Raw genomic sequence first — 26231 nt, 5'->3', positions numbered from 1 at the left:
TCATTTCCATAAAATTTACCATGGAGAGTGTAATATGAGGGAACATTTTGGACAAAATGTCCCTTCTTATTTTACCAAATTGTTGATAAAATTGAATAATTAAAATGAATAAAATTTTTAAAGTGAAGATGAGGTACGCACCAAAAAAACTTTTAAAGATAAATATTGATATTGAGTAAGCTTGAAAGGAAATATCGATGACAAAAGAAAAAGCGAAAAATACTGCATCTCGCACACAAAAAGAATTGCAAAAGTATCACCGGAGTCTTGATCCAGAAATCCGTAAAAGGCTGAAAACAGAAGAGCAGAATTTCTTTTATCCTGGTAGCGGAGTGTATAAAAACAAATATAGGATTACCAAGCAAAAAGAATTAAATGATGCATGTGCTCGTGATGCAAAAAAAGTAATGGAGAGCCTGCGCGCAGCCCCCTTGCCAGAAAAAATTGATTCCTCATATCTAAAAAGCCTTCACCAGCAAATATTTTCCAAGACGTTTGAATGGGCTGGACAGACACGCGATGAACGCTTTACCTTTGCAGATGGCAGCGTTGCTTCTATGCCGTTTCTAAAAAAAAAGAAATTTACAAAACCTTTTGCTACCGGCGAAGAAATACAACGAGGACTCCAAAAGTTAGATGAAATGCTCCTTGAAAAGGGTGATTTGCAAAATTTAACACGCGAAGAGTTCATTGAACATACATCTCAAATAATGTTGCATTTGTACTCTTTAAATCCTTTCAGAGAAGGCAATAGACGCGCAATACAACTTTTTGTTGAAAAACTTGGGCAAAAAGCAGGCCATCAGCTATATTATTCCTCTGTTTCAAAAAAACGTAAGGATTTTGTCCGTGCTGAAGCAGTGAACAACGGAAATCAAAGCCCCATAAAGCATCTCCTCGAAGATATCACGAATATAGACAAAGTGATGCTTTTAGATGAATTTACCAATAGCATGAGAAAACTTGGGCTTTCTGACAGCAATTATTTTCTTGTCGTAGCACAAGAGGGTCATACTTATCATGGTACCTATAGGGGCGGTGGACAAGAAGGTTTCATGATGGATATTGGTGGTCAATACATCTTGGGACATAAAAAACATCTCGCACCAGAGCAAGTGAAGACATTAGAAATTGGTGATCGCTTCTCTTTCACAGCGCCTTTCCCTCAAGAAGTGCAAAAAGTGCTTATACCAAAAGAAACCGTTCCAGATCTTACCAATGAAGAACTTTCTCAACGGGTTTATCAAAGTGCATTAGTCAAAAATAGCATGAAAAATATCAGAACTTTATGTAAGGTTGTTTATGGTAATAAGCATGCTTTGCAAAACAAACTTCCAGAGTTTAAAATTCCGATAACGCATGAAGATATTGAGAAGGGAGAAAAACTTGCGCAGCTTATTGAACAATCTCCTCAATCTATTCGTAAGATTCGCGGCGTTCGTGTATGTGGTCTTAAAAATAGTGCACGCCAACATGCTGAAGCAAATTTTTCGACCCTCAGTCACTCTATTTTAGGTTATATATATGCTCTAAAAGGAGCAGAAAGAGAGGTTTTAGCATCGCATTCTGCCGAACAAAAGCGCTGTGCTAAGCCTGTAGAAATGCCTAGTCAAAACATAAAAAAGCTCTTTTTCATACCCAGAGAGGAACAACAAAGAATTTTATCAAACTCTCCTGAACTAAGAATAGAGGTACAGCAATATTTTGGGAGACTCAATGAACGTTTATCACCAAGCGAACATGAAGCTATAAATGAAGAAAATCATATAAAACTTGCTGAGAGTCTCGGAACATCGATAAGTCAAGCAGGAGAAATTGTACGAACCGTAAGATGGACAAAAAAGAGCTACGATATTATTAAAGAGCTACATCATAAAATAGGTAAAGAAAAGGAACGTAATGTACGTCAATCTGTAACCTCAAGCGATAGTAAGAAATCCATTAAAATAAGCACAACACAAATGAAAGCAGAGAACGTTGTAGGATTTGCCAAACAAGAAAAAAGAAGAGAACAGAAAATCCAACAGCATCGTGGAAAATCTATGGCAATATGATCATATTTTAAACTTTGCTTTTTAACCTATTCTCGTGGTGCAATCATTTTCGGAGATTGTACCATGAGGGGGGGGACATCAAAAAATATTGGGAAAGCCTTTCTCGTTATTTCACTTAACTCATTGATAAATTATACAATAAAATAAATAAAAATTATAAACTTTGATAATGACCCATGCAAATGAAGCAAAATCATTTAAAACACAAAGTGAGCATTCTCCTTTGGATAAAAAGTTATAAAATCAAGATGGAGTATGCACCCAAAAAGTTGTCAAAGATGAATTGATATTCAGAAGGCTTAAAAGGAAATATCCATGAAAAAAAAACAAATAGTTGATGTAAAAAAACAGGAAACACAAGACTCAGCATCGCAAAGTTTTTTTTACGACAATGACACAGTACTCAAGAATAAATATAACATCAGAGACAATCATGCCTTGCAGCAAAAATGTTCTGAAGATGTAAAACAAGCAATGGCAAAGCTGCGTGCAGAACCTTTACCCAAGAAAATTGATTCCTCTTATTTAAAAAAGATTCATAAAACCTTGTTTTCCGAAACGTTTGAATGGGCGGGAAAGACACGCGGACAACCTTTTCAATTCGCAGATGGGAGCATTGCCTTTACACCTCTTATAAAAAGAAAGGAATTTCAAAGTCCTTTTGCCTCCAGTGATCAAGTAGAAAAAAGGTTAAGAAGTTTAGATCAAACACTCGCCGATAGCAATTACTTAAAAAACTTATCCCGCGAAGAGTTTGTTCAACATGCGGCAGGACTGATGATAAACTTGCTGCGTACGCATCCTTTCAGGGAAGGCAATAAACGTACAATACAAGTTTTTTTTGAAAAACTTGGAGAAGCGGCAGGACACCCTCTAGATTTTTCTCTTGTATCAAATAAACGCAAGATATTTGCCAGTGTTGAAGCGATAGACAATAGCAATCCAGAACCAATAAAGAATTTGCTTGAAGATATCTCCAATCACAAAAAAATGCTTCTTCTAAAGGAATTCAACCAGGAAATGAGACGACTTGGTCTCAATGAAGACAATTATCGTCCTGCTGTTGTGGCACACGAAGGTCTTACGTATCATGGTACCTATAGGGGCAGTGGACCCCGTGGCTTCATGATGGACGTTTGTGGAACTTTCATTTTAGGAGATAAAAAAGATCTCTCACCAGAACAAATGCAAACATTAAAAATTGGAGATTCCTTCTCTTTTACAGCACCCGTATCCGAAAAATTACAACAAATTCTTATACCAGAGAAAGTATTAACATCTCTCTCGAAAGAGGAACTTGTTAAGAGGATTCAAGAAAATCGATGGGTTCAAGAACATAAAAAACATATCGAAGCTTTATGCAAAACTGTTTATGGCAGATCGCGTATTTTACAGGAAAAGATCAATGAAATTAACAAAAATTTTGCTAGGGGATATCAAGTTGCATTGCAAATTTCTAACAATCCAACGTCTTTTTCTAAACTTGCTGGTTTTAAAATATGTGGCATAAAAAATAACGCACGTATATGTGCTGAAGATACTATTTTGACCCTCGGTCACGCTATTCTCGAGTATATAAAGGTTCTAGAACACGCAAAAGAGCATGCTCTACAGTCCTATTCTATAGAAAACAAATGCTATGAAAAGTCGGTTAAAATGCCTAGTCCACAAATAAAAAAGCTATTTTCTCTGCCAAAAGAACAACAGCAAGCGGCTTTGTCAACCTCTCCTAGACTAGGATTAGAGGTACAAGCTTATTTCCAAAAACTCAATGAACGTTTATCTCCAATCGAGCATGAAGCTATAAAGGAAAGAGATTATACAAAACTTGCTAAGAATCTTGGAACATCAGTAAATCAAGCAGAAAAAATTGCAGAAATCTTTAGAAAAACAAAAGAAATCTGCGCTGCTACCCGACAGCAGAATTTTGAAATGCGGCAGCATATGGAACGTGGTTTACGTCAACCTATAACACAAAGCAATAAGGAAAAACTGGACCAAATAGGCGCAACACCAACTCAAGAAAAGAAAGTTCTAGAATTTATCAGGCACAAAAAAGTGCCAGAAGAGCAAGGTCAACGGCATCATGCAAAGTCTATGAAATTATGATCGTATTGTAAGCCTTGGCTTTTAATCTGTTCTCGTGGTGCAATCATTTCCATGAATTGCACCACAGAGCGATGTGTAACATCAGAGAAAATATTGAACAACACATCCCCTTTCACTTGACATAACTCATTGACAAAATTGAGCAGGCTTAAAAGGAAATATCGATGACAAAAGAGAAGACGCAAAACCCCACATACACCACACAAATAGAATTGCAAGAGCATCACCAGAGTCTTGATCCAGAAGCCAGTAAAAGGCTGAAAACAGAATCGAAGCATTTTTACTACCCTAGGACTAAAGTATATAAAAATAAATATCTTATTACCAATCAAAAAACATTTGCTGAAGTATATTCTCGTGATACAAAAGAAATGATGGCGAAACTGCGTGCAGCCCCCTTGCCAGAAACAATAGATTCCTCCTATCTAAAAAGCATTCACCAGCAAATATTTTCCAAGACGTTTGCATGGGCCGGCCGTACACGCGATGAACGCTTTAAATTTCCAAATGGTAGTGTTGCTTCTATGCCATCGCTGAAAAAAAAGCACTTTACAAAACCTTTTGCTGCTGGCGAAGAAATACAACGAGGACTCCAAAAATTAGATGAAATGCTCCTTGAAAAAGGTGATTGGCAAAATTTAACACGCGAAGAGTTCATTGAACATACATCTCAAGTAATGTTGCATTTATACTCTTTAAATCCTTTCAGAGAAGGCAATAGACACGTAATACAACTTTTCGCTGAAAAACTTGGACAAAAAGCAGGCTATACTCTAGATTATTCTCTTGTATCAAGAGAACGCAAGAAACTTATCCGTTATGAGGCAGTGAACAACGACAATCTAGACCCCATAAAGCATCTCCTTGAAGATATCTCTAATCCAGACAAAATGCTCATTTTACGTGAATTCGTCGACAACATGAAAAAGATTGGAATTGATGAAAAAAATTGTCGTGCTACTGTCGTAGTACGAGAGGGTCATACTTATCATGGTACTTATAGGGGCTGTGGACAAGAAGGTTTCATGATAGATGTTAATGGAACTTTCGTTGTAGGACATAAAAAACATCTCGCACCAGAGCAAGTGAAAACATTGCAAATTGGTGATCGCTTCTCTTTCACAGCGCCTTTCCCTCAAGAAGTGCAAAAAGTGCTTATACCAAAAGAAACCGTTCCAGATCTTACCAACGAGGAACTTTCTCAAAGGGTTTACGAAAACGCATTAGTCAAAAGGAGCATGGAAAACATCAAAACTTTATGTGAAACTGTTTATGGTAATAAGCATGCTTTGCAAAACAAACTTCCAGAGTTTAAAATTCCGATAACGCATGAAGATGTTGAGAAGGGAGAAAGACTTGCGCAACTTATTGAACAATCTCCTCAATCTATTCATAAGCTTCGCGGTGTTGGTGTATGTGGTCTTAAAAATAGTGCACGCCAACATGCTAAAGACAATTGTTTGCCCCTCGGTCAAGCCGTTTTCCAATATATACATGCTGTGAAACAAGTAGAAAAAGATACTTTAGAGTCTCATTCTGCCGAACAAAAACGCTGTGCTAAGCCTGTAGAAATGCCTAGTCAAAAGATAAAAGAGTTCTTTTTCTCCTCCAACAAAAAACGGGAGGGAATTATTTTATCAAGCTCTCCTGAGCTAGAAACGCAGCTACAGGTTTATTTCCGAAAACTCAATGAACGTTTATCACCAAGCGAGCATGAAGCTATAAATGAAGAAAATCATATAAAACTTGCTGAGAGTCTTGGCATACCAGTAAGTCAAGCACAAAAAATTGCAGAAACCTTTAGACAAACAAAAGAGATCTGCGGTGTTATTCGACAGCAACATTGTGAAATGCGTAAAGAGAAGGAACGGAATGTACAACAATCTGTAAGCTCAAGTGATGGTGAGAAATCTGTTGAAATCAGCACAACACAAGTGAACGCAGAAAACGTTGTAAAATTTGTCAAACGGAACCAGACAGTAGAAGAAAAGATCCCACAGAATCGTCAAAAATCTATGGCAATATGAGCGTACTTTAGACTTTTGCTTTTAATCTGTCTCCATGGCACGGTCATTTTTGTGAACTGTACCATGGAGTGGTGTGTGGTATTGTGGAAAGTGTTAGACGAAACGTCTCCATTATTTCACTTAACGCATTGATGAATTGTACAGTGAAAATGAGCTTTCGCCTTTAGAAAAAAAGCTATAAAGTAAAGACGAAGTATACACCAAAAAAAGCTTTTAAAGATAAATATTGATATTGAAGAAGCTTGAAAGGAAATATCCATGAAAAAACAACAAGGCGGTTATTCTGTATCTCCTAGAGAAGAAGAAAAAACAGCAATCCATCAAGCAGTCAGCGCACAAAGCACTACAGAAGCAGTTAGGGACTTGTGGTATTTATCTAACAATTTCTTTTTCTTTCACAAAAAGGAGAAAGTATTAAAAAATCTTCATGGTATTAAAGAAACACAGAAATTAAAAAAGCAATATGCCCTTGATATAGAAAAAGCAAAAAAAGAGTTGCGCCAAGAACCTTTACCAAAACATTTTGATTCCACCTATTTAGCACATATTCATCACAGTTTCTTTAAAAATACGTTTGAATGGGCCGGTCGAATGCGTCACGAAGTCTTTACATTCGCAGATGGCTCTCGTGCCTGTACACCCTACTTACAAGAGGAGGGATTGAAAAGACCTTTTGCTGCCAAAAAAGAAATGCAGCAAAAACTCAATGAAATAAATGAAAAACTCGTGAAAACGAATAATTTACAAGGTCTAACGCGCAAAGAATTCGTTGAGCATACAGCTAAAATAATGACGGATCTACACTATACATACCCTTTTAGAGCAGGCAATATACCCGTTATACAATTTTTTGCTGAAAGAATCGGACAAGCAGCAGGACATGAGTTAGATTTTTCTCTTGTGAGAGGAGAACGCGAGAACTCTGCCTATGCTGAAGCAATAAACAACGGCAATATAGAACCGATGTGTCATTTGCTTGAGGATATCTCAAATCCAAAAAAAGTGCTTATTTTAAAGGAATTCACCCAAGAAATGAAAAAGCTTGGTCTGAATCTAGACAATTATGGTTCTGTTGTTGTAGCACAAGAAGGTCTTACGTATCACGGCACCTATCAGGGCAATGGACAAGAAGTCTTCATGATAGATGTTAATGGGACTCTCGTCTTAGGAAGTAAAAAAGATCTTTCACCAAAACAACTGAAAAAATTAAAAATAGGTGATCCCTTCTCTTTTACAGCACCCTTGCCTCAAAAATCACAGGACGTTCTTATACCAGAGAAAACATTAGCACCTCTCTCGCAAAAGGAAATTGTTAATAGGATTCAAAATGACCCATCGTTACAAGAACGTAAACAAGAGATCAGACAGTTGTGTAAAACTGTTTATGGCAAATCGCATATTTTAGAAAAAAAGCTTAGAGGAATTGAGGCAACTCCTAGTATGAGAAACGAATTTTTAGAACAAATTTCTGGATCTCTAAGGTCTTTTTCTAAGCTTGCTGGCTTTGAAATATGTGGCTTAAAAAATAGAGCACGTGTACGTGCTGAACAGAAGATTTGTTGCTTGGAGTTTGACGTTTGTCTTTATGTAAATTCTGTAATAAGCTTAGAAAGAGATATAATAAAAAGCCATTTTACCGAAAAAACGCGCTTTTCCGAGCCCGTAGGAATGCCGAGTAAACAAATACAGGAGTTATTTTCTCTATCAAAAGAACAACAGAAAGAAGTTTTATCAGCCTCTCCTGAACTGGAAATCCAAGTATGTAACTATTTGCAAAAATTTAAGAAATGCCTATTACCAAACGATCATGAAGCTATAAAGAACAAAAATTATACAGAGCTTGCTGAGAGTCTTGACGTATCAATAAATCAAGCAGAACGAATTGCAAAAATCTTCACACAAACAAAAAAGATAGCCAATGATATTCAAAAGGCTCGTAGGTCTAAAGTTCTTTTAGAAGCCAATGAAAAACAACCTGTAGAAGAAACAAGAAATCTTTATGAGCAGTCTTTCCCTTATCTCAAAATCGAGAAGGGAACAACATCTAGAACATATGGACCTTCATTGGGCAGAAAAAGAAGACCTTCTAAAATGGAAGGATTAACAATGAAAGAAAAATACGATCAAGAAAAAAAGGAAGAGCGTAATATTGGACTGTATAAAAACAAGTCCTTACAAGTAAAGCCTACACAGAGAAGTTTATCCTTTTAACTTTTTCTCAAATTGGATCACCTCCTTTAAATATCTCTCTTCCATCAATCTTCTCTTTAAAAAGAGCAGATCGGTGGATGTAGGTTCGTAGAAGTATGGAAAATGTATCTTCAAAAAGAATATGAAAGCAATATAGACCGAAACTAGGCAGTATGTTCATGCACATATGGAGGCACTCTTCGCAGTTTTAAACATTCTAGATCGTAGCATATCAAATGTAGACAGACTGTTTAACCATTATAAACACTCTACAAAGTTGAATTTCTATTTTTTTAAGTTGATGTACGAAAAAAAAGACATTTAATAATCAGCTATATTTTGCTATGCAAACCAGTAATCTACAGCAACAAACTGTAAAGAAGAAAACAAATATTATGCGTGTAACATCCCCAAAGACGCAAGGGAGTGCAAACATAAACACTATCTGCCACCATTTGCTCCCCATACTGAGATCATGAGCAAAGCTATTTTTTATGGAAGCAATAAAAGCTGTGATTTAGGAGAAACGAGCAAAATCCAAAACTTTTCATACACTCTTGTTGACAGAGAGACAAACGCAGTCATAAAACGCTTGAAAAGTGTGTTATTTTATTAACATAGTGGTCAGATTTTTATGTTCTAAAAGAGTTTTCGTTAATCACTTCTCCTTCACGACAAACCTGATGTATCTTTATGACCTTGATTAAAAAGTTTGCCACTGTTGCTTCCGGAACCTTGATGAGCCGTATTTTTGGCTTTGTACGCGAAATGCTGATGGCAGCAGCGTTAGGGACTGGTCCTGTTTCCGATGCGTTCAATGCGGCTTTTCGTTTTCCCAACACATTCCGCCGTTTTTTTGCTGAAGGCGCCTTTAATGCAGCTTTTATTCCCCTTTTTTCAAAACAAATTACCGAAGATGGTCAAGAAACCGCGTGCAAATTCGCAGAAGAAGTCTTTGGCATTCTCTTTTCGCTGCTGTTACTTTTAACCATTGCCATGGAATTAAGTATGCCTTTTTTAGTACGAACGGTTATTGCTCCAGGCTTTACAGAGGATGCCACAAAATTTAACGCCACGGTTCATTTTACCGCAATCATGTTTCCCTATTTAACATGCATGTCTTTAGCAGCAATGATGGGAGGAATGTTAAATGCCTTGCGACGCTATTTTATTGCAGCCATAGCTCCCCTCTTTTTGAATATTATTCTTATTGGCGTACTTGCCTATGCTTGGATCTATCAGCTTGACGCTTGGCATATCGGCTTAAATCTTTCTTGGGGTGTCTTAGCAGCGGGAATCCTTCAACTCACCTTGATCGCGGTTGCTTTGCGTCAAAGTGGCATGAAAATTTTCCTCCGTCGTCCCCATTTTAGCCCCAATGTTCGCAAGCTTCTCACTTTAGCGTTCCCTGCTGCCATCACGGGAGGCATTACCCAAATCAATTTGCTCATCAATACCAACATTGCTTCTAGCCAATCGGGTGCCGTGTCTTCTTTGATGTATGCCGATCGTCTCTACCAATTGCCCCTAGGCGTAATAGCAATTGCCGTTGCAACGGTTCTTTTACCAGAATTAACAAGGGCTCTACGCAGCAAACAGCACAAAGAAACGCACGATTTGCAAAATCGCTCTATTGAATTAACTCTGTTGTTAACCCTACCCGCATCCATTGCTTTTCTACTACTCTCCACCCCCATTGTCAGTTTGCTTTTTGAGCGTGGACAATTTACCAGTCAGTCAACACACCATGTTGCACAGTTACTTGAACTTTACGGGCTAGGACTTCCAGCCTTTGTCCTGATCAAGGTGCTTATTCCTAATTTTTTTGCCCATGAAGATACAAAAACACCTATGATTTTCACCGGCATTTGCGTTTTCATCAATATTGGTCTTGCCTTAACATTATTTCCTTCTTTGTCAGCACGAGGCATTGTCATTGCCGAAATTACCTCTGGATGGGTCAACACACTGTTGCTTTGTGGCATTCTCATCAAACGCAGCTATTGGAAATACGATGCACAACTGCTAAAACGCGTTACATGTTTGATACTCGTCACCGTTTTAAGCATGGTAACCCTTCATTATCTGCTTAATGTGCTTGGCTTTTTGTCTTTTCCCTTATCCTCACACGCACCGTTTTTCTTGCGTGCCAGCACCTTGGCAGGGATAATGCTTGTCATATTCTTGGTATATCTCAGTGCTTATTTTTTACTTGACACGCGCTCCTTTTTCCGCACCCTCAAAAATTTCAAAAAACACCTCTAATATTTTATCTTGCTTTCATAAAAACGCTTTGACACAAAACACAAAATAAACAACCTGACTTAAGAAAGAACTTTTCTATGGGCACCTTTACACCGCTTGTCTTTTCCGGCGTACAACCGAGTGGTAACTTACATCTTGGCAATTATCTTGGAGCCATAAAGCATTGGGTTGAGCTGCAAACATCTTATAATTGTCTCTATTGCGTTGTCGATATGCATGCACTTACAGTGAACCCAGATCCACAAACTTTAAGTGCATCAACCAGAGCAGCCACAGCCGCTTTTTTAGCTGCTGGAATTGATCCTCAAAAACACATTATTTTCAACCAGTCTCAGGTTTTTCAACATGCCGAACTTGCATGGATTTTAAATTGTATCGCCCGTATCGGCTGGCTCCAACGCATGACACAATTTAAAGATAAAGCAGGAAAAGATCGTGAAAAAGCGTCCCTAGGACTTTTCGCTTATCCAAGTCTTATGGCAGCCGATATTTTACTCTACCGTGCCACGCACGTTCCGGTGGGTGAAGATCAAAAACAGCATGTTGAACTCACGCGCGATATTGCGCAAAAATTCAATAACGATTATGCTGACCGCATTGCAGATTTAAATTTTGATATTTCAATGCAAATGAATGAGGAAAAAAGACAAGGCTTTTTCCCAATGCCAGAAGCACTGATAGGAAAAACAGCCATGCGTGTAATGTCCTTGCGCGATGGTACAAAAAAAATGTCAAAATCAGATCCTTCAGACTTTTCACGCATTAATTTGACCGATGATGCTGATCTTATTGCAAAAAAAATACGCAAAGCAAAAACCGATTCTGCTCCTCTCCCCAACACATTGGAAGCTTTAGAAGGACGACCAGAGATTGACAATCTGCTTGGTATTTATGCGGCTTTTGCAGAAGTAAGTAAAGAAAAGGCTCTTTTAGAGTTTTCTGGAAAACAATTTTCGCTTTTCAAAACAGCCTTAGCTGACCTTGCCGTCTATAAGCTTGCACCCATAACAGGGGAACTACGTCGACTGCATCAAGAAAGTGCTTATATTGACTCTGTTTTGCACGATGGTGCACAACGTGCCAGAGCTCTAGCAGAAAAAAATATGAAAAAAATTCGTGAAATCGTTGGGTTTTTGCACAAGGCATGAGACAATAAGACTCTAACCGTAAAGAGCAAAAAAACTAAAAAGGAGGAGGAAGCGCATGGTTTTTAAGCGAAAAAATCCGAAAGCAGAGCATAAGCGAAAAATTTTAGTGATTATCGATGAAACACCAGAGTGTCGGCGTGCCGTTGCTTTTGCTGTACAACATGCCAAAAATACCAACAGAACATTAGTATTGCTCTGTGTTGTTGACAGCGTAGAATTTCAACATTTTCTAGGTGTAAACAACATTATGCGTACAGAATCAACGCAAAGTGCTCATAAAGTGTTGGGAGAAATTGCTAATGATGTACGCACCACACATGACCTTGAAACAGAAATTGTTATACGTGAAGGTGAGAAAATTGATGAAATTTCCAAACTGATCGACGAAGATAAAGAAATCTCACTTATTGTTTTAGCAGCCAGTGAGCATACAGAAGGTCCAGGACCGCTTATCCAACTCATCGGTAATCGGGGAACAGCTTTTTCAATCCCTGTCACCGTCATTCCGAGCAATCTTGCGGATGAAGATATTGAATCTATTGCCTAGATACATATTCTATATTCAATGACTATTTTCATCCCTAACTATAGAGAAAAATGTATGTTTATTCAAACTGAAACCACACCAAACCCTGCAACACTGAAATTTCTGCCTGGGCGTGTGGTCCTTTCCGAGGGCGTGTTAGAATTTCGCGATCGCGAAGAAGCCGCTAAAAATTCGCCTTTAGCTGCTAAACTGTTTAATATTCCAAATGTCAACGGTGTCTTTTTGGGCTATGATTTTATCACCGTAAGCAAAAAAGAGGGAGAATGGCAACATCTTAAACCGGTCATTTTAGGCACAATTATGGAACACTTTTTGTCCAATGACCCAGTTATCACCACCAACGCGACGACACAAGCGCAAACCCACGCCCTTAACGAAGAGTTTTATGATGAAAAAGATGCTGATATCGTCTTAACAATTAAAGAACTCCTCGAAACGCGTGTTCGCCCAGCCGTTGCCAATGATGGTGGAGATATCACTTTTCGCGGATTTGAAAACGGTATTGTTTATCTCAATATGCGAGGAGCTTGCGCTGGATGCCCCTCTTCAACCGCAACGCTAAAACATGGCATTGAAAATCTTTTACGGCATTTTATTCCAGAAGTTTTAGGTGTTGAAGCTATGCCACAATAAAAAATGAAAAACTCTTCTTGAGAAGTAATCTCAGGCGCATGCAAATGCATTTCGCCAAACAAGAAAGCGCGCTACAAACTATATACCAACTAAATTTTCTTAACGAATTCTGACTTTAATCCAATCTGACCAATCCCAGGGATTTTACAGTCAATATTATGATCTCCATCCACAAGGCGAATATTTTTCACCTTAGTCCCACTTTTGAGAACGGATGCAGCACCTTTTACTTTAAGGTCTTTCACCACCATAACGCTATCCCCGTTGGTCAAAACCTGACCATTGGCATCATAAATAATGTCGGAAGGAAAAGCATCTTCACTCTTTTGTGGCCATTCATGTGCGCATTCAGGACACACAAAATTTTCACCTTCTTCATAAGTATAAAGACCACCACAGTGAGGACATTTAGGATATTGGCTCATACATTTTCCTCTTTTGTTCAAAAATTCATTCTTTTAAGCGGTCATAGAGCAATACGTACACATTGTCTATTGTCTCACAAAAAACATCTGACTTTTTCCTCTCTCATCCCTGCCCCTGTGATACCAAAAATCCCATTGGGCACCATCATCTTTTACGTTTATGAAGATGCTAACCGGTACACGCACACGCATTACCCTTGCAGGTCACAAGTGAGATTGAGGTATAGAAAAAACTCCTTACGAAAGCCCTAAAATCCGAATACGAAGATTAACCCATTATAAACAAGCCCATACTATAGGTATCCTAAAAATTCCGGGAGATTTTGCTATGTCCAGGTACTCTCAGCACTAAAAGCAAAAGGCTGATTTGGGTTCAGTGTTTTAGACTCCCGGAATACCAATGCGAGAGCGCTCGCACCCGGTTGGGGACTAAACAAGACCCATGCGCAAAAATGCCACCGCTTTTCTCACCATTTTTATTTGATAAGAAACGCAGTGTCTCTCATGAAAAAAACACTGTTTTCATTTTTATTGTAAATCCCCTGAAATTACTTTATAGTTTAAAAGATGTTTTGGTCGTATACGCAACGACCAAAAGGGTTCAAAAGCCCTAAGCTCTAGCGTAAAAATGAACCCACTCTGTGGGTGTCCCGGGATTCCGGGAGATTTTGCTATGTCCAGGTGCTCTCAGCACTAAAAGCAAAAAACTGACTAGAGCTCAGTACTTTTGACTCCCGGAATACCAATGCGAGGGCGCTCGCAACCGGCGGGGGGCTCCAAAGTGCAAACCAAAACTCTCAACGACATTTTTGTAGGCAAGAGAATTCGTTTTAGGCGAAAAATGCTAAAAATGTCTCAAAAAGAATTAGCGCATGCTTTAAGTGTAAGCTACCAACAAGTTCAAAAATATGAAACAGGCTTAAATCGTGTAAGTGCGGGGCGCCTGAAAGATATTGCCGATATCCTGAGCGTTCCACTTACCTTTTTTTACACTGATGTCTTAACAAAACAAGAAACCCCATACCAACATGATGAGCTAATATCGAGCAGAGAGGAATATCTGCTTTTAAAAAGATTTAGAGTTTTAACATCTGTAAAACAAAGAGCAATTTTACAACTCATCGCTGATCAAAATGAAAACTTTTAACATTATGGAGAGATCTACACTCTCTGTTCAGTAAAAAACGCTGTTTTCATTTTTATTGTAAATCCCCTGAAATTACTTTATAGTTTAAAAGATGTTTTGGTCGCATACGCAACGACCAAGAGGGAACTGAAAACCCTAAGCTCTAGCGTAAAAATAAACCCACTCTGTGGGTATCCCGGAATTCCGGGAGATTTTGCTATGTCCAGGTGCTCTCAGCACTAAAAGCAAAATGCTGACTAGAGCTCAGTGTTTTCAGACTCCCGGAATACTCATGCGAGGGCGCTCGCAACCGGCGGGGGAGCTCCAAAGTGCAAACCAAAACTCTCAACGACGTTTTTGTAGGCAAGAGAATTCGTTTTAGGCGAAAAATGCTAAAAATGTCTCAAAAAGAATTAGCGCATGCTTTAAGTGTAAGCTACCAACAAGTTCAAAAATATGAAACAGGCTTAAATCGTGTTGCTGCTGGACGCCTGAAAGATATTGCCGATATCCTGAGCGTTCCACTTACCTTTTTTTACAATGATGTCTTAACAAAACAAGAAACCCCATACCAACATGATGAGCTAATATCGAGCAAAGAAGAATATCTGCTTTTAAAAAGATTTAGAGTTTTAACATCTGTAAAACAAAAAGCAATTTTACAACTCATCGCTGATCAAAATGAAAACTTTTAATATTATGGAGAGATCTACATTCTCTGTTCAGTAGCATTCGTGGATATTTTTTAAAAGCCCAGCCTCTTACGCATGTGAACAGTTTTTATTTTCAACCATGTGCACTTAAATACGCCTGTTATAAATACTTGGGTATCTGTTTTAACTTCCCCCCCCTACCCTAAAGGACGATGATTCCTGCCAAACGGTCTGTAACTCATCGGGCTTCTCTTAAGGCCGGTTCTCCTTGCCTTCTCACTCATGCATTTCATTTTATAAGATTCTACGGACAAGCCCTGCCCTGAATATTCACCACGCTCTTGAACAAAAAATATCACATGGGTAAAATTTACCTTATATCGCCACCATAAACGACAGTATTTTACGGCACAACAGGATAAAAATACTTCATTGCATAAAAGAAAAAAGCATGGTGAAAGAGCAAAATCTTCTGACACCAACGATAAGACAGAGCAACCTTGTTTTCCAACAAAAACGTGCGTATCAACAAGTCTGAGTAGAACTGCTTTATTTTGTGCATTAATAATCTATACCCCGCCGGAACTTTCCTGATTCAAGGCTTCTTTTCCAGCAGCTGTCAAAAAAGAGAAAAAAACAAAAAAAACGGGCCCATTGGGCCCGTTTCTTTTTACCTTTATAAAGGGCTTAGAAATCCATTCCGCCCATTCCGCCCATTCCACCGCCAGGCATTGGTGGCATTGGAGTATCTTTCTTTGGAACTTCAGCAACCATTGCTTCTGTTGTAATAAGAAGGCTAGCAATTGATGCAGCATTCTGGAGAGCAGAACGCACAACCTTCACAGGATCAACAATTCCCAAAGCAATCAAATCGCCAAACTCACCGGTTGCAGTATTGTAACCATAAGTGTCTGCATTGTTTTCAAGCACTTTGCCAACAATAATCGCTGCTTCTTCACCAGCATTGCTTGCAATTTGGCGCGCTGGTGCTTGTAGAGCACGGCGAACGATATTAATACCAGCTTCTTGGTCAGGGTTGCTACCTTTAACAGTCAGTGCATTTGCAGCACGCAACAATGCAGTACCACCACCAGCAACAATACCTTCTTCCACAGCAGCACGTGTTGCGTTCAAAGCATCATCAACACGGTCTTTCTTTTCTTTTACTTCAACTTCTGTTGCACCACCAACGCGGATAACAGCAACACCACCAGCGAGTTTAGCAAGTCTTTCTTGCAATTTCTCACGATCATAGTCAGAAGTTGTTTCTTCGATCTGTGCTTTAATCTGATTGACGCGAGCACTAATCTCAGCTTTTTGTCCAGAACCATCAATAATCGTCGTATTTTCTTTAGAAATATTGACTTTCTTAGCACGTCCAAGCATATCCAAAGTGACATTTTCAAGCTTAATGCCCACATCTTCGGAAATAACCTGACCCGATGTCAAAATTGCAATATCTTCAAGCATTGCTTTACGACGGTCACCAAAGCCTGGAGCTTTCACAGCAGCGATTTTCAAACCACCACGCAGCTTGTTGACAACAAGCGTTGCCAAAGCTTCACCTTCCACATCCTCAGCGATAATGAGAAGTGGTTTACCAGACTGAACAACAGCTTCAAGCACAGGAAGAAGAGATTGTAGATTAGACAATTTCTTTTCGTGAATAAGAATGTAAGGATCATCAAGATCTGCCACCATTTTCTCAGCATTGGTGACAAAGTAAGGGGAAAGATATCCACGATCAAACTGCATTCCTTCCACGACTTCCAATTCCGTTTCAGCAGTTTTAGCTTCTTCCACGGTAATAACGCCTTCATTGCCAACTTTTTCCATGGCATCCGCGATCATTTTACCGATTTCTGCAGCTCCATTAGCAGAAATTGTTCCCACTTGAGCGATTTCTGCTGAAGTTTGGATTTTTTTTGCTTTTTTGAAGAGAGTTGCTACCACTTCTTCAACAGCAGCATCAATCCCGCGTTTAAGATCCATTGGGTTCATGCCCGCAGCAACGGCTTTTACGCCTTCTTGCACAATAGCCTGCCCCAAAACAGTTGCAGTTGTTGTACCATCACCAGCAATATCATTGGTTTTGGAAGCAACTTCGCGCAACATTTGCGCACCCATATTTTCGAACTTATCTTCCAGTTCAATTTCCTTTGCAACGGATACACCATCTTTTGTGATGCGAGGCGCACCAAATGATTTATCGATAACCACATTGCGACCTTTAGGGCCCAGCGTCACCTTTACAGCGTTAGCAAGGATATCAACACCGCGCAATAAACGCTCACGCGCTTCACGGCCAAATTTGACTTCTTTAGCAGCCATTTAATTTCTCCTTGGAGTTGTCTTAATGAAGTACAAAATACCAAATAATACAAAATGGAAGTATTGAGAGACTAAATTAGCCCAAAATTCCCATAATGTCAGATTCTTTCATAATAAGGAGGTCTTCGCCATTAATTTTAACTTCGGTTCCAGACCATTTTCCAAACAAGATACGATCTCCTGTTTTAACTTCTAAAGGCACACGCTTTCCGTTGTCATCGAGAGCGCCATTGCCAACAGCAATAACTTCACCTTCTTGAGGTTTTTCCTTTGCTGTATCAGGGATGATAATCCCACCAGCAGTCTTATTTTCAGATTCAACCCGACGGACAACGACACGATCGTGAAGTGGGCGGAATTGTATGTTAGCCATGTTTTAAATCCTTAAAACTTAGTATAACTGAATTAATCTTAAAGGGTTTGTTAGCACTCTTAAATCATGAGTGCTAGTATCAACCCGAATATAAAATCGCCACTCTTCAATGTCAAGGATCAACTGTTAAAATAATTTACTTTAAGAGGTCTTAAGAGTCTTGCCTCTTTTTTCACTTTTGCGTTATCTAGCTTTTTATTATACCTGTGAACATAAAGGATCTTATCATGGTTGAAACACGTCAGGAAACGGATAGCTTTGGAACAATTTCGGTACGTCAAGACCGTTATTGGGGTGCACAAACTGAACGTTCTCTGCATAATTTTAATATTGGCAGTGAAAAACAACCTCTCACCATCATCTATGCCTTAAGCCTTATCAAAAAGGCAGCAGCTCTTGTGAATATGGAAAAAGGGAAGCTTCCGCAAAACATCGGGAAAGCAATCATTACTGCTGCTGATGAGGTACTTGCAGGAACATTCGATACGCATTTTCCCCTTTCTGTCTGGCAAACGGGTTCCGGCACGCAAAGCAATATGAACGTCAATGAAGTCATCGCTAACCATGCCAGCCTGCTCTTGGGAGGGAAACTTGGCAGCAAAGCGCCCGTTCACCCAAATGATCACGTGAATATGAGCCAATCATCAAACGATTCTTTTCCCACCGCACTTCATATTGCAACCACACTACAAACGCGCCAACACTTATTTCCTATTCTTGAAGCCCTTATTACCACTTTAAGAAAAAAAGAAGAAGAATTTGCCGATATTATCAAAATCGGACGCACCCATACCCAAGATGCAACACCCTTAACTTTAGCGCAAGAATTTTCAGGCTATCGCGCCGCACTAGAAGCCAATCTTCAGCGCATTGAAACAGCTCTTGCCGACGTTCAGACACTTGCTCAAGGAGGTACAGCTGTTGGAACAGGGCTCAATGCACCAAAAGGTTTTGATGTTGCTTTTGCTCAAACAATAAGCACCCTTACAGGGATAACCTTTAAAACCGCCAGCAATAAATTTGAAGCCCTTGCCCACCATGGAGCCCTTGCACATTTCCATGGAAGCCTGAATGCTCTAGCTGCTGATTTGTTTAAAATTGCCAACGATATCCGATTCTTAGGCTCAGGTCCCCGCTCAGGCTTGGGTGAATTAAGCTTACCCGAAAATGAACCAGGATCTTCTATCATGCCAGGCAAGGTTAATCCCACACAGTGCGAAGCAATGACGATGGTTGCCTGCCAAGTCTTTGGCAATCATACCAGTGTCACATTTGCCGCAAGCCAAGGACATTTTGAACTAAACGTTTATAAACCTGTTATTGGCTATAATGTGTTACAATCGATTACACTTCTTGGTGATTGCATGCGCTCTTTTGATTTGCATTGCATACAAGGATTACGCGCCAATCGCGTTCATATTCACTCTCTCATGGAACGCTCTTTGATGCTCGTGACAGCCCTTGCCCCAGAAATTGGCTATGAAAAAGCTGCTGAAATTGCCAAAGCCGCGCATAAAAATGATACAACTTTGCGCACTGAAGCACTAAAAGCAGGCGTTTCTGGAGAGGATTATGACCGTCTAGTTGATCCAAAAAAGATGATCGCCCCACAATAAACCACGAGAGACAATTCTCCTTAAAATAAACCTTCATGTAAAACTATTGGACCATAAACTTATCCGATAATTTTAAAGTTAGGTGCTTTGAGAGACAATTATATTAGGTTATAATTGTCTCTCAAAGATGATCACCCCACAAGAAGCAAAAGGATGGAGAGCTCCTTAAACCAGATCTTTCTGTAAGAACGTCAGAGCACTTGCAATCCAATTCCTGTTACCAATGGCATTTGGCTTTCAAAATCAGAACCGTATTCGAGCTTGAATAAAGCAAGCTTTTCAGAAAATGAACGCAGAACCTTCCACTACGGGAGTAAAAATGCCTCTAACCACCTCAATCAAGAGCAGTCACAACATTTTGAGCTGATAAAGAGAATGATGGTGGCTACCCATATTTATACAACACAATACAGCGCTCTCATGTGATAACATCGGGATGTTCACGACCAAATTCTTGTTGCATATTTAACAATTGAAGTGCCGCTTGTTGCAAAGGTCGGAGGACTTTTTGCGGATCTTGATTGTGTTTGTGTGGATTTCCTTCGTATTGCTCAAAATAAAGCCGTAAAGTAGCTCCCACCGTCCCTGTTCCCGATAAGCGTATCACTAATCGTGCACCGTTCTTGAAAAAAACACGGATACCTTGCTTTGTGCTAACACTCTGATCAATGGGATCATGATAAGTAAAATCGTCTGCTTTTTCGACCTCTAATCCAGCAATTTCTGTTCCCACTTGTGGCAAATGTGCACGTAATCGTTCTATAATCGCTTCTGCTTTATCACTCTCCACACCGTCATAATCATGGCGCAAAGTGTAAAAACGCCCATAAGTGCACCAATGTTGTTGAACAATTTGTGCGACAGATTTCCCTGTCACCGCTAAAAGATTGAGCCAAAATAACACAGCCCATAAACCATCTTTTTCACGGATATGATGAGAGCCAGTTCCAAAGCTTTCTTCACCACAAAAAGTCACTTTCCCCGCATCCAAAAGTGACGCAAAAAACTTCCACCCTGTTGGCGTCTCAAAACAATTCAATCCTTTTTTTTCAGCAACCAGATCAACAGCACGCGCTGTTGGCATAGATCGGGCAATCCCCACAATGCCTTGGCGATAACCTTTAATCAGATGTGCATGCTCAACCATAAGTGCCAAAGAATCAGAAGGCGTGACAAATTGCCTACGACCAATAATGAGATTACGATCTCCATCACCATCAGATGCCGCGCCAAGGTCAGGGGCTTGATCAGACATTAACAAATCATAAAGAGCCTTAGCATAAACCAAATTGGGATCTGGATGCCCTCCTCCAAAATCTGGCAAAGGAATACCATTGACCACCGTTCCTTCCGAAAACCCTAAACATTTCTCAAAAATTTCGCGCGCATAAGGCCCTGTGACGGCATGCATTGCATCAAAGCGTAAGGTTAAACCTCTTTCTACTGCTCGAGCAATACAATCAAAGTCAAAAATCTCCTGCATCAAAGCAACATAATCAGCTACCGGATCAAGTATTTCCACCCGCATAGACCCGATAAAGGTCGTTCCTTCTCTGTCTAAATCAACGTCTGGAGCTTCAAAAATTTTATAAAAAGCAAGATGTTGTGACGCTGCAAAAATAGCTTCACACAAAGAATCAGGAGCAGGACCACCATGCGAAATATTGTATTTGATGCCACAATCCCCTTCTAAACCACCAGGATTGTGACTTGCTGAGAGAATAATCCCACCATGGGCATGATATTTGCGAATAAGATGTGAAACAGCAGGCGTGGAAAGAATACCCCCTCTTCCAACTTTTACACAAGCAACACCATGAGCCGCTGCCATTTTCAATACAATCTGAAGCAGGGTAAGGTTGAAAGTGCGCCCATCACCACCAAGAATTAACAATTTCCCTTCCATAGGCCCAATGCTATTAAAAATGGCTTGGATAAAATTTTCAACATAATGAGGCTGTTGAAAAACCGATACTTTTTTGCGCAAACCAGATGTCCCTAGTTTTTGATCATTAAAAGCCATAGTCAAAACTGTGGTTATGCTCATAAACACGCCTTCATAGTTATTCTGCTCGATTTTAGAATGAACATCTATCAAAGTCGACCATTAATTCTGCCATTAATTCTACTTGACGACACAATGAAATACTTGCACACTTAACGCAACATTGAGCGGTTTAAAATGCACTCTTAAATACGCTTTAAAACGCAATCCTCATAGAAAAATACAGGAGTATTATTATGACGAGAAAAAAAGTTCCCAATGTAACCTTCCACACACGTGTGCGTGATGAATCAGTGAGTGGCAACAATCCTTATCGGTGGCAAGAGGTTAACAGTGATGCGTACTTTAAAGGCAAACGGGTTATTCTTTTTTCTCTTCCTGGAGCTTTTACGCCCACTTGCTCAACCTTTCAGCTACCTGATTTTGAAAAACTCTATGATGAATTTAAAAAAATTGGCATTGATGAAATTTATTGCCTTTCCGTCAATGATGCTTTTGTCATGAACGCTTGGGGAAAAACTCAAGACATCAAAAATGTGAAATTAATCCCCGATGGCTCAGGCGAATTCACACGCAAAATGGGCATGCTAGTTTCTAAAGACAATATCGGTTTTGGAATGCGCTCATGGCGTTATGCTGCTGTTATTAATGACGGCGTTATTGAACAATGGTTTGAAGAAGAAGGTTTTTCTGACAATTGCACAACAGATCCTTATGAAGTATCTTCACCACAAAACGTTTTAAAAACCCTGCAAGGCTAATTTCAAAATAAATTCACGCGTTTAAATAACACAAACCTCACGACACAAATTCTTTCACAAAAAGGAGTTTGTGTCGTTTGTATTTTATAAATTTTTAATTGAAAAAACCACAAACAACTTACAGACTGAATATTTTCACCACGAAAACATACACCTACTCTATCATAGCTCCCACCACCACAAAAAACCAAAGAACAACTTTTTATCCATCATTATTGATGAACAGCAAAGAGCAACGCAGCCTCAAACACAGGTCCCGTGTAGTGCTCTCATCCGCACATCGCAGAAGGATCAATTCTGATGCGATTTGAGTATCACCACCCCTAAACTTTTATTTTTTAAGATTGTTTGTTCTAAGAGTATAAGACCTCTATTTAAAGCATGAAAACTTTTGTGCGTTTTGTGTTGCCAAAATATCCTGTACCGTTTTAACCAATTGCCCTTCATCAACGGTTACTTGCGCTGGTCGGCTTTCACGCCATGTTTGATTATCCTTAATTTCATGCGACAAACGCGCACCCTCAAGCAAATCTTTGATCTGTATTTTTCCGCTCTCACGCTCTTGTGAACCTTGTATCACCACACAAGGGGCTTGGCGCCGATCAGCATATTTCATCTGCGCTTTCATCCCCGATGCACCCAAATAAAGTTCAGCACGAATTCCAGCACCACGCAACTGCATCACCATTTTTTGATAACCAGCAACAGCTTCCGGCTCTTTATCCATCATCAGCACTACCACAGGTCCGGTATTTTCTTTCACAGGCAATTTTCCAAGATTTTGCAAAGCGGCTATCAAGCGTGAGATACCAATTGAAAAACCCGTTGCCGGAATATTTTCACCACGAAAACGTGCAATCAACCCATCATAGCGTCCACCTCCACCAACAGACCCAAAGACAACTTTTTGTCCATCATCATTGAGAACATCAAAGAGCAACGCAGCCTCAAAAACAGGTCCCGTATAATACTCTAATCCACGCACTACAGAAGGATCAATTTTGATACGATTCTGATACCCATTCGCAGCAAAAATTGCTTGCATTTCCTCAAGCTCACGAACTCCTTCAAGTCCTTGAGCACTCTGATCAACAACTTTTCTAAGAGCTTCAAGTGTTTCCTCTGCTGTTTCAGCCTGTGCCCTAAGCAAAGCAAGAATACAATCAATATCCTTGTCCTTAAGCTCTGCCCCTTTTGTAAAATCACCACTTTCATCCAAACGCCCCTTGCTCAAGAGCAAACGCACACCCTCAAAACCAAATTTGTCAAGTTTATCAATTGCTCGAAGAACAGTGAGGCGCCTTTCAGTTTGTTCACTTCCCCCCAAACCAATCAATTCTAAAACACTCTCCAGAATCTTTCTGTTATTAAGACGAATAGCATAGTCATGGTGCTCAATGCCTAATTTTTCCAAACTATCGGCTGCCATCATGCAAATTTCTGCATCCGCAGCAACAGTTGGTGTTCCAACAATATCAGCATCAAACTGCATAAATTGCCGAAACCGCCCCGGTCCGGGCTTTTCATTGCGGAAAACAAAGCCTAGACGATAGCTCCGATAAGGCTTTGGCAAAGTTTCAAAATTCTCCGCAAAATAACGAGCAAGAGGAGCGGTAAGATCATAACGCAAAGACATCCATTGCTCATCATCATCTTGTAGCGAAAAAACCCCCGCATTTGGGCGATCTGAATCAGGTAAAAACTTACCCAACACATCCGTATATTCAAAAATCGGTGTTTCAAGCGCTTCAAAACCGTAAAGTTCATAAACTTCCCGGATCTGAGTTATCATGGTCTCAGTTGCATACAATTGTGCGCTTGTACGATCAACAAAACCACGAGGTAAACGAGCTTTGGTTTTTTCTTGTTTTGATGACATATGATTCTCTAACAACAATTTGTATTTACAATTGTCCTGTTCTTATCTTATAGAAACAAACGCTGCAATGCCTTTATCACCCTAAACCTTCAAGCAACATTCACCAACACAGCATGCATAAGCGTTTGTTTTACAAAGATGATACCCCTCCGCTTAAGAGTATCCGCTATGAAAACACTGGCACTTTCAATACCAGAATCAAAATGTAAACTCTACTCCGAATATTCTTCTATTTGCTCATGAAAAATACTGCACCCCTCACCCAAACAGTCTCCATATCCCAGCCTCATACGTCCTTTTCCCCCTTTGGCTCATTCCTTTAAGCAATTTTCCCCTCTTCCCACGATCTCTGCATTCTCCTCCATCAGCCCTTTCTTCCTCCAAATATTTTTTCGCGCTGTATCCCTATCCCAAAATCAAACGCATGCCTGCTTCTTTAGAGACATAAAAAGCAACCGTTTATTCTAGATAAACAAAAACACCCCTATAAGTACTTTCCAGACTTATCACATATACATCTCAAGACAGGAGAGTGCTTTTAGCTTGCTGTGCGAAGTTATTGATACATGTTTTTAAATCAACAATATTGGGACCAGCATCCGTAATCGACCTTGAAATGGCAGGAATAATATTCCGCCACAAACTTTGCGGAAACTGGTTTGTCAGTTGCGGTATTGTTCCCCCTTGAGCACCAATACCAGGAACAAGAAACAAGCTGTTTTTTAACTGCTCGATTGCCTCTTTTGATTCACTTCCCAATGTTGCTCCAATAACCGCACCAATAGGACCAACAGAATAATTTTGTCCTAAAAACTGGCTATTATAGTCACAAATACGCTGTGCCAAATGAACAGAAAGTGTCTGATCACCAATACGGGCATTTCGAATTTGCTTGCCCTCTGGATTAGAAGATTCAACAACCACAAAAACCGCTGTTCCTGTTTCTTCTGCAATTTTTATCATAGGAATGAGAGCATCAAAGCCAAGAAAAGCATTCACGGTTATAGCATCCGCTTTAAACGCGCTGCCTGAACCAAGCCAAGCTTGACCATAGGCTTCAACAGTAGAACCAATATCCCCCCTTTTTGCATCAACAAGAACCAATAAACCTTGTTCCTGTGCATTTTCAATGAGTTCTTTGAGAACTTGAAGTCCTTCCACACCATACAATTCAAAAAATGCGACTTGCGGCTTTATAACACCCACATTACCCACAACCGCTGTTAAGAGGATATCACAAAACTCTTTGAGTCCTTTATAATCCAAGCTTAAATTCCATGATTGCAAAACCTTATGGCTAGGGTCAAAACCAATACAAAGCGGACCATATATTTCCCGATTTTTAAAAAAATTTGAACAAAACATTTTACACCCTAACCTCGTTTTTCTTTAAATTTCTGATACAAATGAAGAGGAATTTACTTATAAAAATGACCGGTAGCATATTTTTAATGAAGAAAAAAATATTTTCAAATTTCACCGTGAGGCAAGAACAAAACGCCCAACAGAATTTCATAAATACGACCTTTTGGTATAAAGATATCCCTTCTGCTTGCTTTATTTTCTTTGAGAGTATTTATCTCTCATAAAACACACTTTCTCAATCAACTAGCACGAGACTAAAGTTTTTTAAGAAGACATTTTATCATCGTTTTGGTATGATAATCAGCGCATGATTATCAGCATTTGTTTTGGGTATTTCCCCTCCATTTTTGGCGCACATTTATCCATTTTGGAACATAATGGTTCAGGAAGCATTGTATCTCCAGCATTATTCAAGGAGATAAACACATGGAAACCCGCATTCCTGAAGACACACCATTCGATACTCATTTTCTAGGGGAAACATCCCTAGAGAAAGAATATCCCTTTTTCTACACACCCATTTCATGGTCAGCAATCTTTGCTGGACTGGTAACAGCTTTCGCCACATCTATCTGCCTCTCTTTTCTAGTTGCAGCGTTAGGCTTAAGCCAAATGGATTTCACCTCCTCAACCCCATTGGAAGGTTCTTTTCTCTCCTTTGGCATTGGTTCTCTTATCGTTATGCTGATAAGCCTTGCTTTGGGAGGTTTTGTTGCTGGGCGTT

At 39.6% G+C, this 26231-nt stretch carries 17 protein-coding genes and 2 pseudogenes; 13 read left to right on the top strand and 6 right to left on the bottom strand.

Translation table 11 applies throughout. The features are described from left to right. Nucleotides 1–197 precede the first annotated feature (197 nt). The 8 genes from J7R13_RS07765 to J7R13_RS07730 all read left to right on the top strand — a co-directional run bounded on the left by J7R13_RS07765 (nucleotide 198) and on the right by J7R13_RS07730 (nucleotide 12973). On the top strand, nucleotides 198–2054 hold the full coding sequence (locus tag J7R13_RS07765) for a BID domain-containing T4SS effector (RefSeq protein ID WP_208438180.1): 1857 nt from the start codon (nucleotides 198–200) through the stop codon (nucleotides 2052–2054). A 315-nt stretch (nucleotides 2055–2369) separates the two neighbouring features. Continuing rightward, entirely contained in the window at nucleotides 2370–4163 is a 1794-nt protein-coding gene (locus tag J7R13_RS07760; protein ID WP_208438179.1) for a BID domain-containing T4SS effector, read from the top strand. A gap of 164 nt (nucleotides 4164–4327) precedes the next feature. Next, nucleotides 4328–6190 (top strand): BID domain-containing T4SS effector, encoded by a 1863-nt coding sequence (locus J7R13_RS07755; protein WP_208438178.1) that lies wholly within the window; start codon nucleotides 4328–4330, stop codon nucleotides 6188–6190. A 258-nt stretch (nucleotides 6191–6448) separates the two neighbouring features. Further along, a complete protein-coding gene (locus tag J7R13_RS07750; protein ID WP_208438177.1) occupies nucleotides 6449–8401 on the top strand; it encodes a BID domain-containing T4SS effector in 1953 nt (650 codons plus the stop codon). 672 nt (nucleotides 8402–9073) lie between these two features. Next, on the top strand, nucleotides 9074–10645 hold the full coding sequence (gene murJ, locus J7R13_RS07745) for a murein biosynthesis integral membrane protein MurJ (RefSeq protein WP_208438176.1): 1572 nt from the start codon (nucleotides 9074–9076) through the stop codon (nucleotides 10643–10645). A 77-nt stretch (nucleotides 10646–10722) separates the two neighbouring features. Further along, on the top strand, nucleotides 10723–11793 hold the full coding sequence (gene trpS, locus J7R13_RS07740; RefSeq protein WP_208438175.1) for a tryptophan--tRNA ligase: 1071 nt from the start codon (nucleotides 10723–10725) through the stop codon (nucleotides 11791–11793). 55 nt (nucleotides 11794–11848) lie between these two features. Beyond that, on the top strand, nucleotides 11849–12340 hold the full coding sequence (locus tag J7R13_RS07735) for a universal stress protein (protein WP_208438174.1): 492 nt from the start codon (nucleotides 11849–11851) through the stop codon (nucleotides 12338–12340). 54 nt (nucleotides 12341–12394) lie between these two features. Further along, on the top strand, nucleotides 12395–12973 hold the full coding sequence (locus J7R13_RS07730; protein ID WP_208438173.1) for a NifU family protein: 579 nt from the start codon (nucleotides 12395–12397) through the stop codon (nucleotides 12971–12973). Nucleotides 12974–13062: 89 nt separating this feature from the next. Here J7R13_RS07730 and J7R13_RS07725 read toward each other — a convergent pair whose 3' ends face one another. Next, a complete protein-coding gene (locus J7R13_RS07725) occupies nucleotides 13063–13398 on the bottom strand; it encodes a zinc ribbon domain-containing protein YjdM (RefSeq protein WP_208438172.1) in 336 nt (111 codons plus the stop codon). A gap of 745 nt (nucleotides 13399–14143) precedes the next feature. Here J7R13_RS07725 and J7R13_RS07720 point away from each other — a divergent pair. Then, on the top strand, nucleotides 14144–14545 hold the full coding sequence (locus tag J7R13_RS07720; protein ID WP_208438171.1) for a helix-turn-helix domain-containing protein: 402 nt from the start codon (nucleotides 14144–14146) through the stop codon (nucleotides 14543–14545). A gap of 271 nt (nucleotides 14546–14816) precedes the next feature. After that, nucleotides 14817–15219, top strand: a pseudogene (locus tag J7R13_RS07715) (helix-turn-helix domain-containing protein). A gap of 645 nt (nucleotides 15220–15864) precedes the next feature. Here J7R13_RS07715 and groL read toward each other — a convergent pair. Next, a complete protein-coding gene (groL, locus tag J7R13_RS07710) occupies nucleotides 15865–17508 on the bottom strand; it encodes a chaperonin GroEL (protein WP_208432831.1) in 1644 nt (547 codons plus the stop codon). Between the two features lie 76 nt (nucleotides 17509–17584). Then, the gene (groES, locus tag J7R13_RS07705; RefSeq protein WP_004857291.1) at nucleotides 17585–17881 is read right to left on the bottom strand and encodes a co-chaperone GroES; all 297 of its coding nucleotides are present in this window, start codon (nucleotides 17879–17881) and stop codon (nucleotides 17585–17587) included. Nucleotides 17882–18108: 227 nt separating this feature from the next. Here groES and fumC point away from each other — a divergent pair, with 227 nt between their 5' ends. After that, entirely contained in the window at nucleotides 18109–19497 is a 1389-nt protein-coding gene (gene fumC / locus J7R13_RS07700; protein ID WP_208438169.1) for a class II fumarate hydratase, read from the top strand. 418 nt (nucleotides 19498–19915) lie between these two features. Here fumC and J7R13_RS07695 read toward each other — a convergent pair whose 3' ends face one another. Then, nucleotides 19916–21544, bottom strand: coding sequence for an alpha-D-glucose phosphate-specific phosphoglucomutase (locus J7R13_RS07695; protein WP_208438168.1), 1629 nt, complete (start codon nucleotides 21542–21544; stop codon nucleotides 19916–19918). Nucleotides 21545–21738: 194 nt separating this feature from the next. Between J7R13_RS07695 and J7R13_RS07690 the strand changes: the two genes are divergently transcribed. Further along, entirely contained in the window at nucleotides 21739–22263 is a 525-nt protein-coding gene (locus J7R13_RS07690) for a peroxiredoxin (protein ID WP_208438167.1), read from the top strand. Nucleotides 22264–22633: 370 nt separating this feature from the next. Here J7R13_RS07690 and hisS read toward each other — a convergent pair whose 3' ends face one another. After that, nucleotides 22634–24142, bottom strand: coding sequence for a histidine--tRNA ligase (hisS, locus tag J7R13_RS07685; protein WP_004861149.1), 1509 nt, complete (start codon nucleotides 24140–24142; stop codon nucleotides 22634–22636). Nucleotides 24143–24661: 519 nt separating this feature from the next. Then, nucleotides 24662–25507, bottom strand: a complete 846-nt coding sequence (pyrF, locus tag J7R13_RS07680; RefSeq protein WP_208438166.1) for an orotidine-5'-phosphate decarboxylase — start codon at nucleotides 25505–25507, stop codon at nucleotides 24662–24664. Nucleotides 25508–25933: 426 nt separating this feature from the next. Between pyrF and J7R13_RS07675 the strand changes: the two are divergent. Further along, nucleotides 25934–26231: pseudogene (locus J7R13_RS07675) on the top strand (DUF3792 domain-containing protein); the annotation flags it as partial.

The organism is Bartonella taylorii 8TBB, from assembly GCF_902825155.1.
GTDB classification, from domain to species: Bacteria; Pseudomonadota; Alphaproteobacteria; order Rhizobiales; family Rhizobiaceae; genus Bartonella; species Bartonella taylorii_A.
This window is presented reverse-complemented; position numbering and strand designations above follow the sequence as displayed.

What these genes read in the sequence shown, in the direction of transcription:
- J7R13_RS07760 (WP_208438179.1), top strand. Translation starts at nt 2,370, where the DNA reads ATGAAAAAAAAACAAATAGTTGATGTAAAAAAACAGGAAACACAAGAC.
- trpS (WP_208438175.1), top strand. Translation starts at nt 10,723, where the DNA reads ATGGGCACCTTTACACCGCTTGTCTTTTCCGGCGTACAACCGAGTGGT.
- J7R13_RS07695 (WP_208438168.1), bottom strand. Translation starts at nt 21,544, where the DNA reads ATGAGCATAACCACAGTTTTGACTATGGCTTTTAATGATCAAAAACTA.
- J7R13_RS07735 (WP_208438174.1), top strand. Translation starts at nt 11,849, where the DNA reads ATGGTTTTTAAGCGAAAAAATCCGAAAGCAGAGCATAAGCGAAAAATT.
- pyrF (WP_208438166.1), bottom strand. Translation starts at nt 25,507, where the DNA reads ATGTTTTGTTCAAATTTTTTTAAAAATCGGGAAATATATGGTCCGCTT.
- J7R13_RS07765 (WP_208438180.1), top strand. Translation starts at nt 198, where the DNA reads ATGACAAAAGAAAAAGCGAAAAATACTGCATCTCGCACACAAAAAGAA.
- hisS (WP_004861149.1), bottom strand. Translation starts at nt 24,142, where the DNA reads ATGTCATCAAAACAAGAAAAAACCAAAGCTCGTTTACCTCGTGGTTTT.
- J7R13_RS07730 (WP_208438173.1), top strand. Translation starts at nt 12,395, where the DNA reads ATGTTTATTCAAACTGAAACCACACCAAACCCTGCAACACTGAAATTT.
- murJ (WP_208438176.1), top strand. Translation starts at nt 9,074, where the DNA reads ATGACCTTGATTAAAAAGTTTGCCACTGTTGCTTCCGGAACCTTGATG.
- J7R13_RS07755 (WP_208438178.1), top strand. Translation starts at nt 4,328, where the DNA reads ATGACAAAAGAGAAGACGCAAAACCCCACATACACCACACAAATAGAA.
- J7R13_RS07750 (WP_208438177.1), top strand. Translation starts at nt 6,449, where the DNA reads ATGAAAAAACAACAAGGCGGTTATTCTGTATCTCCTAGAGAAGAAGAA.
- J7R13_RS07725 (WP_208438172.1), bottom strand. Translation starts at nt 13,398, where the DNA reads ATGAGCCAATATCCTAAATGTCCTCACTGTGGTGGTCTTTATACTTAT.
- J7R13_RS07720 (WP_208438171.1), top strand. Translation starts at nt 14,144, where the DNA reads ATGCGAGGGCGCTCGCAACCGGCGGGGGGCTCCAAAGTGCAAACCAAA.
- J7R13_RS07690 (WP_208438167.1), top strand. Translation starts at nt 21,739, where the DNA reads ATGACGAGAAAAAAAGTTCCCAATGTAACCTTCCACACACGTGTGCGT.
- groL (WP_208432831.1), bottom strand. Translation starts at nt 17,508, where the DNA reads ATGGCTGCTAAAGAAGTCAAATTTGGCCGTGAAGCGCGTGAGCGTTTA.
- groES (WP_004857291.1), bottom strand. Translation starts at nt 17,881, where the DNA reads ATGGCTAACATACAATTCCGCCCACTTCACGATCGTGTCGTTGTCCGT.
- fumC (WP_208438169.1), top strand. Translation starts at nt 18,109, where the DNA reads ATGGTTGAAACACGTCAGGAAACGGATAGCTTTGGAACAATTTCGGTA.